This window comes from Solidesulfovibrio carbinolicus (assembly GCF_004135975.1).
In the GTDB taxonomy this organism is placed as follows: Bacteria; Desulfobacterota; Desulfovibrionia; order Desulfovibrionales; family Desulfovibrionaceae; genus Solidesulfovibrio; species Solidesulfovibrio carbinolicus.
In genome coordinates this window covers 2041440-2054641 of the sequence record NZ_CP026538.1, presented here as the reverse complement: position 1 = coordinate 2054641, position 13202 = coordinate 2041440, and the positions used below count along the sequence as shown (strand labels likewise).

Sequence of the window (13202 nt, the reverse complement as noted above, 5' to 3'; positions counted from 1 at the left end):
AATTGAGCGGGCCGGTCGGGAAACGCTCCCGGCCGGCCCTTTTGTATCAGCCCGCCATGCGATACAATGGTGCAAACGCCTCTTCGGGGTTCCCGCATGAAACGCCTGTTCGCCGCCCTCCTGCTTGTCCTGGCCGCCAGTCTCCCGGCCTCGGCCGGCTCCATCACCGTTTTCGCCGCCGCCAGCCTCACCAACGCCCTGGCCGACTGCAAAACCGGCTTCGAGGCCGCCCATCCCGGCGACACCCTCGCCTTGGAATTCGCCGCCTCGGGAACGCTGCTTGAACGCCTGGGCACGGGCGCGCCCTGCGACGTGTTCGTCAGCGCCGACCCTGAGACCATGACCCTGGCCGTGGACCGCCGCCGGGTCGATGGCGCGACGCGGCGGGTGGTGGCCCTAAACGACCTGGTGCTGGCCGTGCCGGCCGGCAATCCGGCCAAAGTGGACAATCTCGACAGCCTGTCTCGCGGCGGCGTGCGCCGCATCGGCGTCGGCAACCCCGAATCCGTGCCGGCCGGACGCTACGCCAAGCGGGCCTTGCAGCAAAAGGCCCTGTGGTTCGCCCTGACCTCCAAGCTCGTCTACTACCCTTCGGTGCGCCACGTCCTGGCCGCCCTGGCCAAGGGCGAAATTGACGCCGGCTTCGTCTACGCCACCGACGCCGCCGCCGGCCGGGCCGTGGCCGTGGCCGCGCCGGTTCCCCTGCCCTCGCCCGTCACCTACGTGGCCGCCGTGGCCGCCAAGGCGGCCGATCCCAAGATGGCCGCCGCCTTCATCAACTACCTCGCCTCGCCCGAAGGCGTTGCGACGCTGGGACGTTACGGCTTCGCGCCGCCGCCCCAACAATAAACGCCGCGTCCCTTTCCTTTCCCCGGCGCTTTGGCTACATTGCCGCAGCGTATCGACCGTCTCGTCCGGAGTGTCCCATGCCCTTTTTTCCGCGCCTCGCCGCGATCCTGCTCGTCATCGCCCTCGCCGCTTGTTCCCCGGCCGCCCGCACCGCTCCGAAACAAGGCGAAAAGCCCGTCAGCGGCGGGACGCCCATCAACCAGCCGGCCAAGAAACCAGCCAGCGCCCAAGCAGCCAAACCCACGCCGCCCCCCGGCGCGCCCGGGGCGCAACCGCCCAAACCGGCCGCGCCAGCGCCTGCCGCCCCCTTGCCACCGGCCACGCCGCCGGCAGCGTCCGCCCTGACTGTTTCCCTCGCTCCGACGGAACTGGCCTCCGGCGCGCCCACCGGCTTTGGCGGCTTGACCTGGGGCGCCCAAGCCGCCTCCCAATCGGGCATGGCCCAGTACGAGACCTCGGCCGAGTCCGCCACCGCCACCTACCTCTGGCCCCAAGGCCCCAAGGACATCCTCGGCGCGCCCATCCGCGACGCCTATTACGAATTCTTCAAAGACCAGTTCTACCATGTCTGGATCAACTTCGACGGCCAGGCCGCCTATGAAAAAGCCCTGGCCGGCCTGACCCGCGCCTACGGCCCGCCGACCCAGGAAAACCGCGACAAGTTCTACCACGCCTGGCAGCTCGGCGAGGTCAACATCTACTGCGCCTACCACCGCGACTTAAACGAAGGCGACGTCAGCTTTTTCTACCAGCCCCTCTACGAGCGCATGCTCGCCGCCCGCAAAGCCGCCGGAGCCAAGGCCCCGGCCAGGAGCGCCAAGAAATGACCGCCCGCGAAGCTTATGACGCCCTTTTGGCCCACAGCCGGGCCTCGGCCGACATCATCGCCGCCTTAAGCCTGCTGGGTTGGGACCAGCAGGTCATGCTGCCGGCCCAGGCCCATGCCGGCCGGGCCAACCAGATCGGGGCCCTGACCGCCATCCTCCACCGCCGGGCCTGCGATCCGGCCATGGGCCAGTGGCTGGCCGCCTGCGAAGGCTCGGAACTGACCGCCGCCCCGGCCACGCCCGAGGCGGCCAACATCCGGGAGCTGCGCCGCGACTACGACCAGGCCGTGAAAATCCCCGAAGCCCTGGCCGTGGCCCTGGCCCAGGCCGCCAGCACCGGCCAGCGGGCCTGGGAACTGGCGCGCAAGGACAACGATTTCCAAGCCTTTGCCCCCCATCTGCAAACGCTGCTCGACCTGTCCCGGGAAAAGGCCCAGGCCCTCGGCTACCAGACCGAAGCCTACGACGCCCTGCTCGACCTCTACGAGCCCGGCGAAAAAGCCGCTGCCATCGCCCCGGTCCTGGCCGAACTGCGCGACGCCGCCGTCGATATCCTCGGCCGCATCAAGGACGCCCCGGCCCCGGCCGATCTCCCGGACGGCCCCTACGACATTGCCGCCCAGGAAAAACTCCTGCGCCAGGTGACGGCGCTTATCGGCCTGTCGCCCACCGCCTCGCGCCTGGACGTTTCGGCCCATCCCTTCTCGACGCTCATCGGCCCCGGCGACGCCCGCATCACCACCCGCTTCGACCCAGCCGACTTCACCAAGGCCTTTTTCGGAGCCGTCCACGAGACCGGCCACGCCCTCTATAGCCTTGGCCACGTGGGCAACGGCCACTACGGCACGCCCATGGGCGAACCGGCTTCCTTCGCCGTCCACGAATCCCAGTCCCGGCTGTGGGAAAACCAAGTGGCCCGAAGCCTGCCCTTCTGGCAACACGTCACGCCCCTGGCCGCCGCCTGCTTCCCCCAACTGGCGGACACCTCCCCCGAGGCCATGGTCAAGGCCGTGGGCGCGGTGCGGCCCGGGCTCATCCGGGTGGACGCCGACGAGACCACCTACAATCTCCACATCATCCTGCGCTTCGAACTCGAACTGGCCCTTATCCGCAGTGATCTCGCCGTGGCCGATCTGCCCGGGGCCTGGAACGAAAAATCCCAAGCCATCCTGGGCCTCACCCCGCCCACCGACGCCCTGGGCTGCCTCCAGGACGTCCACTGGTCCACCGGCGCGTTCGGCTATTTCCCCACCTACAGCCTGGGCAACATCTACGCCGCCTGCCTGTTCGAAGCCGCCGGCCGGGCCATCCCGGACCTGCCCGAACGCATGGCCGCCGGCGACTTCGCGCCCCTGCGCCAGTGGCTTGACGTCAACATCCACGCCAAGGGCCGCCAACTGCCCCCCCGGACGCTCATCGCCGCCGCCACCGGCCAGGACCCCACCGCCGCCCCCCTGGTGCGCCACCTGCGCGCCAAGGCTGCGGCGATTTATGGGGTGTAAGAGAGGAAGAATGCCTCCGGCGGCCGGGGGGCTAAGCCCCCCGGACCCCCTATCTGCAAAGGGTAAGGGAGAAAGGGAGCTTGCTTGCGACGGTGGGCGGGAGTTGGGGCGAAAGGAAGACAGTGCGTTGGGTTGCGGGATTTTGCGCCTGCATTCCTGAAGAACACGGGGCGGCAGGCTTGCCGCCAAGCTGAGATCATGGGCTTTTCGGCCGTTTCGGCCGAAGAAAAGCGCGACCGACAGGACGCGCTTTTTTTGCGCTTGCTCCTTGCCCAAGCTGATGGCGCGCCGCAGGCTGCGGCCCGTGGCTGGGCTGGCTGGCCCGGTCTTGGGCGTGATCGGCGCGGGCCGTCTCTCTTTATCCGGCCAGGACATCGGCCACGGCGTTGCAGCTGGCCGGCGTCGCCGGTCAGGGCGACGGAGTTCACGCCGATATTGGCGAAATTACAAGGTTTTCGGCGCGAAAAAGGGACTCTCGGCCTTTTCCCGCCCCACCGTCGTGGACGGACCATGGCCTGGAAAGATCTCCACGGCCTCAGGCAAGACGAGCAGCCGCTCCCGGATGGACCGCAGCAGCAGTTCGGCGTCGCCATAGGCGCTGTCCGTGCGCCCCACGCTCCCCCGAAAGAGCGTGTCGCCGGTAAAGGCCGCCAACGACTTGGGGAAAAAATACACCACATGGCCCGGCGTATGGCCGGGCACGGGCAGGACCAGACAGGGTTCGCCCAGAAACATCGCCCGGCCCAAGGGGACGGGCTTGAAGGCAAAAAGCGGCACGTCCGGCATGGGCATATTGAGGCCGTAACCGGGCTGGCCGGCTACGGCGACGTCGGCGGCCGGGGCCAGGGCGGTCGCGCCCGTCGCTTCCATGAGCCGGGCCACGCCCAGGATATGGTCCTGATGGAGATGGGTAAGCAGCACCGCGCCAAGGCGCAACTTTCGGGCCGAGATCTCGTCGAGCATCCGCTCGGGTTCGCCGCCGCAGTCCACCACGATGGCCTCGCCGGAGTCGATCCAGGCGAGGTGGCTGTTGACCGCGTAGGGCCGCATGGAAAACGTCTTGATGTACATAGGCTACCGGCAATAAAGTTCCGCAACAAGGCGCTTGCAAGCCCCTTGCCGTAAACGGCGACGGATGCCGCCGCTGCGTGTCTGGCGCGTTTTATCCCCTGACGCGTCAGGCGTTGACCACATGCGGGGACACCTGCCGCTTGTGTCGCGACCTCGAAAGCGCCTCGCCTGCGCCCTGCGCAACGCACTGGAGCTTTGCGCATCATGCATAATGCCATGAGCTGCCAAGGGATGCCGCACAAGGCGAAAGAGCAAGCCTTTTCGTGAACCCTCAGGAGCCTGGAGGCCGAAGATGATCCTTTTTCGCGGCAACTGCCAGATGCAGTTTTGCGCCGAGGCGGCGGCCGCCGCCGGCCTAGACGTCTCGTTCGCCTCCCTAGCCTCGCCCCTGACCCTAACCGCCTCGCCAGGAGCCGTGCCGCGGCTTGTTACTGATCTCATCGCCGGGGCCAAAGTCGGGGAATACCTGCACACCCGGGAATTGGCCGACCAGTTTGCGCCGCCGCCGGCCACGCCCCGGCCCGAAGCCCTGGTGGTCAATCTTTTCCATGAAAACCGGCCGCTATTGCTCCACAAACAAGCCAAGTACTGTTTTTATCTCGACCCGGCCGCCCTGGAGCGCAAGCCCGGCCTCAAGCGGGCCATGGAGCGCCATTTCGACGCCATCGTGCCTAATCCGGCCGGCTATCTCAATCGTTTCGCGGCTATGCTCCTGCTGTTTCGCGACCGTCTGCCGGGCGTGCCCATCCTCGTCATCGGCCGCCTGGGCCACTATCCCGGCCTTGGTCCCGCCCCCCACTCCTATCTCGACGGCTGGGACGCCCTCTGGAGCGGCCCGGCCAGGCCGTTCGCGGCCTGGGCCGACGCCCTGCCCGGAGTCACTTTCCTGGACGCCGACCGCATCATGGGCGGCGTTTTTGCCCGCTCGGCCCTGCCGGTGGAGGCCCATTTTCCTTTCCTGCGCGTCGCCGACGAGCCAAACCAGGGCCTTGCGGCCATGGCCCGCGACCTGGAACATGCCGGCAGCCTCTGGCCGGCCTTGGTGGCGGCCATCGTCCGGACGCTGTCGGCCGGCCGGGCCGAGTATCTGCCGGACGAGTCCGTGCCCGAGGCCTGGCACGGGACCTGGTCGCCCGAACGCCTAGACAGCAAAGCCCTGCTCGAACACCTCGTTTCCGGTTCCAACTACCGCGCGGCCCGGGCCGTGGGCAACTTCCTGGCGCGCCCCGAGGAGGACTTCACGGAACTGCTTGTCGAGGCCGCCCCGCACATGCCGGTTTGCCACAACCTGCTCCACATGGTGCGGGCTTACGGCGCGCGCCGCCCGGTTCCCGCCTTGGCCGGCTGGTGCGACGTCCACGCCGAGCGCGCCGCCGCGTTTGTCGCCAACGGCGAGGCCTACCGCACCGAGTATCTGGAGAAAATCAACGCCTTGCGCCGATTGGTCCTTGCCAGGGTCAGTGTTTGAGAATATTAAACGCCTCGTTTGACAATCGTAAACGATTGTCCGCCCTGCTCGGACGTCCCGGCCGGAGGCTGTCGGAGACGTCTTTTCAAGCTCCCGCAAAACCAGCGACATACCGGTTTAATGGCGCAGTTCGGCCATTTGCGCGGCGTTTGATGGCATGGATCATGCTGCCCTGACGACGGCTGGGGGAAGCCACGGTTTCAGGGACATCGGCATCACTTTTTGAAACAGGGAGGCGTCATGCGCCGCGTACTCTTCTTGCTCATCCTGCTGTGTCTGATCGGGCCGAGAACGGCCTTTCCGGCCAAAAACGCCGGCAAGCTGGCCGTGAAATCCGCCCTGGTCACGGAGTACGGCTCGGGCAGGACGCTGTACAGCCAGGACGCCGACCGGCAAATTCCCCCGGCTTCGCTCACCAAGGTCATGACCATGTACGTGGTCTTCGACCTCGTGGCCTCGGGCAAGGCCAGCTTCGCTGACCGCGTCAAGGTCAGCCGGAGCGCCGACAGGACCGGAGGCTCCACCATGGGGCTTCGCGCCGGCGAAGTCGTCACCCTCGACGAACTCATGCGCGGCATGGCCGTGGCCTCGGGCAACGACGCCTGCATCGCCGTGGCCGAACATTTCGGCGGCGTGCCCGCCTTTGTGGGCCTCATGAACCGCAAAGCCCGGGAACTGGGCATGACCGGCACCACGTTTAAAAATCCCAACGGCCTGCCCGCCGCCGGCCAGTTTACCACGGCTCGGGACCTCACCAAGCTGGCCGTCAGCTATCTGCGCCACTACCCCCAAGCCCTGCGCTACCACTCCACCACCGAGATCAACCACAACGGCTCGGTCCACGGCAACACCAACCGCCTGCTCGGTTCCTGCGACGGCGTGGACGGCATCAAGACCGGTTATGTTGACGCCAGCGGCTACAACATCATCGCCACGGCCAAGCGCGGCGATTCCCGGGTCATCGCCGTGGTGCTGGGCGGACGCACCAAGCAGGTGCGCAATCGCGAAGCCGCCCGCATCCTCGACGCCTCCTTCTCCGGGGCCGTGCAGACCATGGTCGCGGCCTGCGACATGCCCGAGCCCGAGCAGCCGGCCAAGTCCCTGTCCAAGCGCGCCTCCGCCAAACGCCACGCCAAGGCCATGCAGGTCGCCAAGGCCGACCGCCACGCCAAGGTCAGCGCCCGCAGCGGCGCGTCGGCCCGATTCGACGCCCGCGAAGCCACGGTCAAGAAATCCCGCAAGGCCGACAAGGCCCAGGCCGCCAAGACCGCCCAGAAAAAAGCCTCCGGCAAAGCCAAACACGTGGCCAGCCGCTAGACCGGCCGCGACAGATCGTTTCCGTCCTCGCCTCACCGTTTGCGGCCGCCGCCCGAACTCCTCCCGAACGGCGGCCTTTCCTGCGCCTATCGACCCCTGACCGAGGCGCTTCCGCCGCGTTTGGGCCGCCTTGGGCCTTGCCAAGGCCGCACCCGCCATGCCACGTATCCGGGCCACTTGCCCCGTACACGCCGTTTTCCAAACGCCAAGGAGCCTGCCGTGGGACGTTTCGGCCTTGCCGCCCTGTGCCTTGCCTGCCTGCTTGCCGCCGCTGTTTCCGCCGGGGCCGGCCATGACCGGGAAGCGCTTTTCGCCGCCCTGTGGACGCCGGCCGAGCTGGCTTCCAACCCGGGCGAAAAAAAGTCCGGCCGGGTGCACGAGCCCGACCGCTCGCCGCCCGAGGCCACCGTGGCCCCGGAACTGCCGCCGCTGCCGCCGGCCCTTCGCGGATCGCTGCGCCGGGTGGACACCCACGGCGACAAACGTATCGCGCTGACCTTTGACCTGTGCGAACTGGCCGACCAGACTTCGGGCTACGACGGCGGGGTCATCGACGCCCTGCGCGCCGCCAATGCCAAGGCCACGCTTTTCGTCGGCGGCAAGTGGCTGCGTTCCCACCCGCTGCGGGCCATGCAGCTCATGAGCGACCCCCTGTTCGAGATCGGCAACCACGCCTGGACTCACGGCAACTTCGGCCGCCTGGACGACCGGGACATGGTTCGCGAGATAGTCTGGACCCAGGCCGAGTACGCCGCCCTGCGGGCCAGACTGGCCGTGCTGGCCCGGGAGCGCGGCCTGCCCGAGGCGGCCCTGGACGGCGTGCCGGCAGCACCTGCGCTCTTCCGCTTCCCCTACGGCCGCTGTCGGCCCGAAGCCTTGGCCCTGCTGGCCGACCTGGGCCTTGCCGCCGTGCAGTGGAGCCTGACCACCGGGGATCCCGATCCCCTTTCCACGCCCGAACGCATCCTACGCACGACCCTGGAACGCGTGCGCCCCGGCGACATCGTCATCGGCCACGCCAACGGCAACGGCCACGGCACGGCCGAAGCCCTGCCGGCGCTTGTGGCCGAACTGCGCAAACGCGGCTATGCCCTGGTGACGGTCAGCGAACTGCTGGCCGGCGGCCGTCCCATCGCCGCCTCGGACTGCTACGACGGCCATCCCGGCGACACGGCCCAGTACGACGCCGTCTTCGGCGACGGCACGGTGCATCCGCGCAAAAAAAGCGGGCCGAGGCCAACGCCCCAGCCCGCCTCTTCGTCGCAGGTGAAATAACCGGCTACTGGGCCGGCGCGGCCGATGGCGTCTGGCCGGCTTCCGGGTCGCGCTCGCGCACATACAAGGTGATGCTGGCCACCTTGGACGCCTTGCCGGCTTCGAGGTAGCGAACGATCAGCCGATTGGGGCTGGTGAGCTTGCCGACGTACGTGCCGTCGTCGTCGGCCAGGGCGACCTGGGCTCCGTCCACCACGCCGACCACCGTTTCCTTGCCCCGGGACGAGGCTTTCGTGCCGTAAAAAGCCCGGCCTTCCTGCTTGTCGATGGTCAGCGTCCAATCGACCTTCACGAAAGTCGGCGCGGCGGCGGCGTCCACATGGCCCAGCGCGCCCATGGCCACGCCTTCCGATGTGCCTTTCCACACGCCCACCAGATGGGGAATGGTTTTTTCCTTTTTCGCCTTGGCTTCCTGGGCCAAGGCCGGTCCGGCGGCCAGCAAGGTTCCCAGCAAAACGGCCAAGGCCAGGGCGAACACACGATTCATGGAGCCTCCTTGGGGATCGACGTTGGCCCGCCGGCAACGGGCGTCCGGCTTCGGACAATGCCTAACGAAATATGTGACACCATAGAAAAACGCTATCGCCCTGACAACCATTGCAAGGCGAGGGGGCGAGGCAACGAACCGCTGCCGCCGGCCCGCCGCGCCGAGTTGTTGCGATTGGGGATGCCGTAGCGGTGGCCCAAAAAAGGGGAGCCTGGATCTTCAGGCCCCCCGTCGCGGTTATCTAGTAGTAGCGCCATTCTCCGGGTTCCTCGCGGAACGTGGCGTCGAGCTCTTCGCTCACGCCCACCCGGATTTCCTTGTCGCTTTCGGCCACGGTCACGTTCCTGGCCGGATCGAAACCCACGTCCAGGCTGACTTCCTGCCAGTGCCGGCGGACGTTTTCCGCCGCCTGTCTGACGGCTTCTTCCCGACCGGGCCGGACGAGCCAGCGCGCAACCCATATCCACATACGCGCCTCCTTGGCTCAAGGCTCAGGAAGCTTGCGGCAAAAACCGCTGCTTACCCTTCCAAGATAACCATCCCGGAGGCCGGGGCAAGGCGGCGCGCGCCGGGCCTACTGGCCGCCTTTCTGACGCTGCTGGTCGATCTCTTTCTTGAGGCCTTCGCCGTACTTGCGGGCCTGGACGATGATGTCGTCCACTTTGTCGCCGCGCACCTTCATCAGCGAGATCATGTAGGCCCCGTCGATAGGGATCATGGCGTTTTTCGGATCGGCGTACAGGGCGTTCATGGCTGAAACCACGGCGTCGGGGTCCATGCCGGCGTAGGCGTTGAAGCAGTCGCGGAAGGTCTGCTCCACGCCCGGTCCGCCCTTGGCGTCCTTCTGGCGGGTGCTGAGGTCGGTGCACATCAGGCGCACGGCCGTGGCCAGGCCAAACAGGAAGGAGCGCTTTTCCTTGTCCGTGTAGACGGACCAGCTGTGGGCAAAGGTGGCGGAACCGCCGCCGACGGCGACGGCCTGGGGCTGGGCCTGGACCGGAGTCGGGGTCTTGGAAGCGGCGTCGGCCAGCGTGCCAAAGGACATGCTAACGATCAGGGCGGCTAACACCAGGGATTTTTTGGACATTCTCATTCTCCTTGAAATCGAACCGGACGAAACCGCCCGGGAATTGGCCGAGGCTTTGTCCTACGCCATGGCGCGGCCCCAGGCAAGGGCGGCGCGGCCTTGACAATGCCCGGCATTGCGGTTTTTTGGGTGGACCCGTTACGCCATCCCTTCGGAAAAGGAGCCGCCCATGCGCCCATTGGTCCTGTCCGCCTGCCTCGCCCTCGCCTTCGTCCTGGCCGCCGCCCCGGCCCGGGCCGCCGACGCCCCCAACCAGATCGCCGGCATCGCCATCGGGGCCAACGCCGAAGACCTGCGCGACCGCCTGGATCTGGCCCGGGTCGCCCCCCTGTGGGACAAGCCCTGGCTGGTGCGGGCCAACCTCAAGCCCACCAAGGGCTTTGCCGCCGGCTATGTCATCTTGGGCGGCTGCGCCACCCAGAACCGGGTGGAGCGTGTGCGCCTGCAATACAAGGACGGCTCCAAGGCGCTTTTTGACAAGCTCGTGCGCCAGCTTACCGACCGCTACGGCGTGCCCCAGCCCCTGCCTGCCCCCAAGGGCTCGAAATACAAGGGCTATCGTTGGGTCTTCGGGGCCAACAAGACCAAAGGCCTTGATGTTCTGCTTGAGCACTTTGAACTGACCGGCGACGACTCGCCCTCGGGCAACGTCATCCGCATAAGCGACAATAGCGCCATGAATCGGGAAAAGGCCTGCTACGACGCCATGATCAAGGGCACGCCCGAACCCCAGCCGGCGTTTCCGCTTTTTGACGTGGACGACTCCTGGCTGCTGCCCCAGTAGCCCAGGAAAGCCCGTGATTTCGGCCGGTTTCCAACCGGCAAAAGCGACGTTTTGTTGACACAAAACCGCCCCCCGGCCTATCATGCGCCGCGCTCACGGACGGGCCGCCACCCGTCCGCCGAGGCCCCGGGCCGGGGCGCGGCCGTTTCCAGCATCCGACACGCACTGCTTCCAGGAGGACACTCATATGGCGGTTACCATCGGCATCAACGGATTCGGCCGCATCGGCAGATACCTGACCCGGCTTCTGGCCGACGATCCGGACATCACCTTGGCGGCGATAAACGCCCGGGCCGACAACGCCCAGCTGGCCCATCTGCTCAAATACGACTCCGTGCACGGCCGGTTCGCCGGCACGGTCGTCCCTTGCGACGAAGGCCTATTGATCAACGACAAGCTGGTCAAGATCAGCCGCCACGGCGGCGGCGAATGGCGCTGGGGCGAGCTTGGCTGCCAGTACGTCGTCGAGACCACGGGCAAGTTCGTGGACCGCGACTCCTGCGAGAAGCACATGGCCTGCGGCGCGAAGAAGGTCATCATCAGCGCCCCGGGCAAAAACGAGGACGTCACCATCGTCATGGGCGTCAACGACGATGAGCTGCGGCCCGAGCACAAAATCATCTCCAACGCCTCCTGCACCACCAACTGCCTCGCCCCGGTGGCCAAGGCCTTAAACGACGCCTTCGGCATCAAACATGGCCTGATGACCACCATCCACTCCTACACCATGAGCCAGCGAATTCTCGACGGTTCCCACAAGGACTGGCGGCGCGGCCGGGCCTGCGGCCTGTCCATGATCCCCACCACCACCGGCGCCGCCCGGGCCGTGACCAAGGTCATCCCGGCCCTGGCCGGACGTCTGGACGGCATGTCCATCCGCGTGCCCACCCCTAATGTGTCGGTGGTGGATTTCACCTGCGAGCTGGCCAAGCCCACGGACACCGCCGGCATGTTGGCCGTGCTGGCCGCCGCCGCCGGCGACGGCATGGGCTACACCGAGGAGCCGCTGGTTTCCATCGACTTCGTGGGCGACACCCATGGCGGCGTAGTGGACGCCAAGGCTTCCCAGGTCATCGACGGCACCATGGCCAAGGTGCTGTCCTGGTACGACAACGAGGCCGGGTTCACCCACCAGCTCGTGCGCCTCATCAAGAAAGTCTCCGCCCTGTAGTCGCCCTTTGGCCTGACGATTTCATGCGCCCGCCGGGAATCCCGACGGGCGCTTTCCTTTTGGTTTGGGCCTAATGCAAATCGGGAAGCGGTCGATACGGTTTGCAAGGCCGGGGCAATGCCGCCCGGCTCCAAACCCCAGGATGCGCCCATGACCGTGCCGACCACCGCCACCAACTCCATCGCTTCCGCCCTCATCGTCGCCGCCAGCGACGCCGTGGCCCGGGTGGACCGCGCCTTTTTCAAGCAGGCCCGCATCTTCGCCGTGCGTCATGTCGTCTCCGGGGCCGAGGCCCTGGCTGCCGTGCGCCGGGAGCGCCCGAGCCTGATCTTTTGCGACGCGAGCCTGGCCGACATGGACGGACGCGATCTCGTCACCGCCCTTCGCGCCGATCCTGAACTGGCCGACATCCCGGTGATCCTGGCCGCGACTGGCGGGACCAAGGCCGAGGTGCTCTCGGCGGTCAAGCTCGGCGTGGCCGGTTTCCTGCTGCGCCCCTACTCCGAGGACGCTTTCCGCCGCCATCTGACCATGGCCTCCCACATGGCCCGCTTTGCAGCCGCCGAACGGGCGGCCCTGGCCCGGGCTGCGGCCAAGGAAGCGGCCGGCGACTTCGAGGGAGCGGTCCGGGGCTACGAGGCCCTGGCCGAGACTCCGGACGACGCGCCTCGCCATTTCGAGGAAGGCATGGCCGCCCTGGCCGTGCGCGACGTGGAGCGGGCCATCCTGGCCTTCCACCGGGCCCTGGCCGCCAACAAGCTCTATGTCGAGGCCCACCTGGGGCTGGCCCGGGCCTGGCTGGCCAAGGGCAGCCAGCGCCGCTACCGCCACTACATGAAGCAGGCGGCCAATGCCTGCGCCCGGGTCCAGCGCTTCGCCGAACTGCGCGACCAGTTCGTCACCCTGCTGGCCGCCGATGAAGCCGGGTTCAACCCCTTTTTGGCCCTGGGCAACGAACTCGTGCGCGACCGCCACTACGCCGCCGCCGTGTCACTTTTCCGCCTGGCCCTGGAGTTGGCGCCCAAAAATGCCGACGCCTACGTGGGCCTGTCCAAGGCCTACCACTTCCTGCGCCGGCCGGACCTGGCCGAACGGGCCGTGCGCAAGGGCCTGTCCTTAAACGAACGCCACCTGGAAGCCCGGGCCATCCACCGCCGCCTTACCGGCCAGGCCGACACCCCCGAGATTCCCCTGGCCCACGACCAAGGTAAGGACGCTTCCGGCCAATTGCCGCTGCTGCTGCGGGGCGTGCTCTACCTGGCCGGCCTGGCCACCGAAACGCTGGTGCGGCCCCGGCGTTCGGCCAAGGCGGCCTGATGCCGCGCCGTTACAAAACCGACAGGCCCTGCCCTGACGTCGTCCCT

13 protein-coding genes are annotated in these 13202 nt (G+C 67.4%); 9 read left to right on the top strand and 4 right to left on the bottom strand.

Annotated elements, in window-relative coordinates:
- Positions 1–96 precede the first annotated feature (96 nt).
- From modA to C3Y92_RS09120, 3 genes are all read left to right on the top strand, one after another.
- Positions 97–849 (top strand): molybdate ABC transporter substrate-binding protein, encoded by a 753-nt coding sequence (modA, locus tag C3Y92_RS09130; RefSeq protein ID WP_129351849.1) that lies wholly within the window; start codon positions 97–99, stop codon positions 847–849.
- A 77-nt stretch (positions 850–926) separates the two neighbouring features.
- Positions 927–1676 carry a hypothetical protein gene (locus C3Y92_RS09125; protein ID WP_129351847.1) on the top strand — a complete coding sequence of 250 codons (750 nt, stop codon included), beginning with the start codon at positions 927–929 and terminating at the stop codon, positions 1674–1676.
- Positions 1673–3178 (top strand): carboxypeptidase M32, encoded by a 1506-nt coding sequence (locus C3Y92_RS09120; RefSeq protein WP_129351845.1) that lies wholly within the window; start codon positions 1673–1675, stop codon positions 3176–3178. Before C3Y92_RS09125 ends, C3Y92_RS09120 begins: the two co-directional genes overlap by 4 nt.
- A gap of 444 nt (positions 3179–3622) precedes the next feature.
- Here C3Y92_RS09120 and C3Y92_RS09115 read toward each other — a convergent pair whose 3' ends face one another.
- Positions 3623–4249: an MBL fold metallo-hydrolase gene (locus C3Y92_RS09115; protein ID WP_129351843.1), complete on the bottom strand. Its 627-nt coding sequence runs from the start codon at positions 4247–4249 to the stop codon at positions 3623–3625.
- A 292-nt stretch (positions 4250–4541) separates the two neighbouring features.
- On the opposite strand from C3Y92_RS09115, the gene C3Y92_RS09110 reads away from it, so the two are divergent.
- The 3 genes from C3Y92_RS09110 (at position 4542) to C3Y92_RS09100 (ending at position 8309) form a co-directional block, all read left to right on the top strand.
- Positions 4542–5717: a hypothetical protein gene (locus C3Y92_RS09110; RefSeq protein WP_129351841.1), complete on the top strand. Its 1176-nt coding sequence runs from the start codon at positions 4542–4544 to the stop codon at positions 5715–5717.
- A gap of 240 nt (positions 5718–5957) precedes the next feature.
- On the top strand, positions 5958–7034 hold the full coding sequence (locus tag C3Y92_RS09105; protein WP_129351839.1) for a D-alanyl-D-alanine carboxypeptidase family protein: 1077 nt from the start codon (positions 5958–5960) through the stop codon (positions 7032–7034).
- 219 nt (positions 7035–7253) lie between these two features.
- On the top strand, positions 7254–8309 hold the full coding sequence (locus C3Y92_RS09100; protein ID WP_129351837.1) for a polysaccharide deacetylase family protein: 1056 nt from the start codon (positions 7254–7256) through the stop codon (positions 8307–8309).
- A gap of 4 nt (positions 8310–8313) precedes the next feature.
- Here C3Y92_RS09100 and C3Y92_RS09095 read toward each other — a convergent pair whose 3' ends face one another.
- The 3 genes from C3Y92_RS09095 to C3Y92_RS09085 all read right to left on the bottom strand — a co-directional run bounded on the left by C3Y92_RS09095 (position 8314) and on the right by C3Y92_RS09085 (position 9883).
- Entirely contained in the window at positions 8314–8796 is a 483-nt protein-coding gene (locus C3Y92_RS09095; RefSeq protein ID WP_129351835.1) for a hypothetical protein, read from the bottom strand.
- Between the two features lie 241 nt (positions 8797–9037).
- Positions 9038–9265: a hypothetical protein gene (locus tag C3Y92_RS09090; protein ID WP_006919200.1), complete on the bottom strand. Its 228-nt coding sequence runs from the start codon at positions 9263–9265 to the stop codon at positions 9038–9040.
- 105 nt (positions 9266–9370) lie between these two features.
- Positions 9371–9883, bottom strand: a complete 513-nt coding sequence (locus tag C3Y92_RS09085; protein WP_129351833.1) for a hypothetical protein — start codon at positions 9881–9883, stop codon at positions 9371–9373.
- Between the two features lie 169 nt (positions 9884–10052).
- On the opposite strand from C3Y92_RS09085, the gene C3Y92_RS09080 reads away from it, so the two are divergent.
- From C3Y92_RS09080 to C3Y92_RS09070, 3 genes are all read left to right on the top strand, one after another.
- Entirely contained in the window at positions 10053–10667 is a 615-nt protein-coding gene (locus C3Y92_RS09080; protein ID WP_129351831.1) for a hypothetical protein, read from the top strand.
- A 187-nt stretch (positions 10668–10854) separates the two neighbouring features.
- On the top strand, positions 10855–11838 hold the full coding sequence (gap, locus tag C3Y92_RS09075) for a type I glyceraldehyde-3-phosphate dehydrogenase (RefSeq protein WP_015860610.1): 984 nt from the start codon (positions 10855–10857) through the stop codon (positions 11836–11838).
- Positions 11839–11988: 150 nt separating this feature from the next.
- Complete coding sequence (locus C3Y92_RS09070; RefSeq protein ID WP_129351829.1) at positions 11989–13155, top strand: response regulator; 1167 nt, start codon at positions 11989–11991, stop codon at positions 13153–13155.
- Positions 13156–13202 lie beyond the last annotated feature (47 nt).

Bases quoted from the DNA above. Each gene is read 5' to 3' on its own strand.
- C3Y92_RS09115 (WP_129351843.1), bottom strand. From the start codon at position 4,249: ATGTACATCAAGACGTTTTCCATGCGGCCCTACGCGGTCAACAGCCAC.
- C3Y92_RS09110 (WP_129351841.1), top strand. From the start codon at position 4,542: ATGATCCTTTTTCGCGGCAACTGCCAGATGCAGTTTTGCGCCGAGGCG.
- C3Y92_RS09105 (WP_129351839.1), top strand. From the start codon at position 5,958: ATGCGCCGCGTACTCTTCTTGCTCATCCTGCTGTGTCTGATCGGGCCG.
- gap (WP_015860610.1), top strand. From the start codon at position 10,855: ATGGCGGTTACCATCGGCATCAACGGATTCGGCCGCATCGGCAGATAC.
- C3Y92_RS09070 (WP_129351829.1), top strand. From the start codon at position 11,989: ATGACCGTGCCGACCACCGCCACCAACTCCATCGCTTCCGCCCTCATC.
- C3Y92_RS09125 (WP_129351847.1), top strand. From the start codon at position 927: ATGCCCTTTTTTCCGCGCCTCGCCGCGATCCTGCTCGTCATCGCCCTC.
- C3Y92_RS09090 (WP_006919200.1), bottom strand. From the start codon at position 9,265: ATGTGGATATGGGTTGCGCGCTGGCTCGTCCGGCCCGGTCGGGAAGAA.
- modA (WP_129351849.1), top strand. From the start codon at position 97: ATGAAACGCCTGTTCGCCGCCCTCCTGCTTGTCCTGGCCGCCAGTCTC.
- C3Y92_RS09085 (WP_129351833.1), bottom strand. From the start codon at position 9,883: ATGTCCAAAAAATCCCTGGTGTTAGCCGCCCTGATCGTTAGCATGTCC.
- C3Y92_RS09095 (WP_129351835.1), bottom strand. From the start codon at position 8,796: ATGAATCGTGTGTTCGCCCTGGCCTTGGCCGTTTTGCTGGGAACCTTG.
- C3Y92_RS09120 (WP_129351845.1), top strand. From the start codon at position 1,673: ATGACCGCCCGCGAAGCTTATGACGCCCTTTTGGCCCACAGCCGGGCC.
- C3Y92_RS09080 (WP_129351831.1), top strand. From the start codon at position 10,053: ATGCGCCCATTGGTCCTGTCCGCCTGCCTCGCCCTCGCCTTCGTCCTG.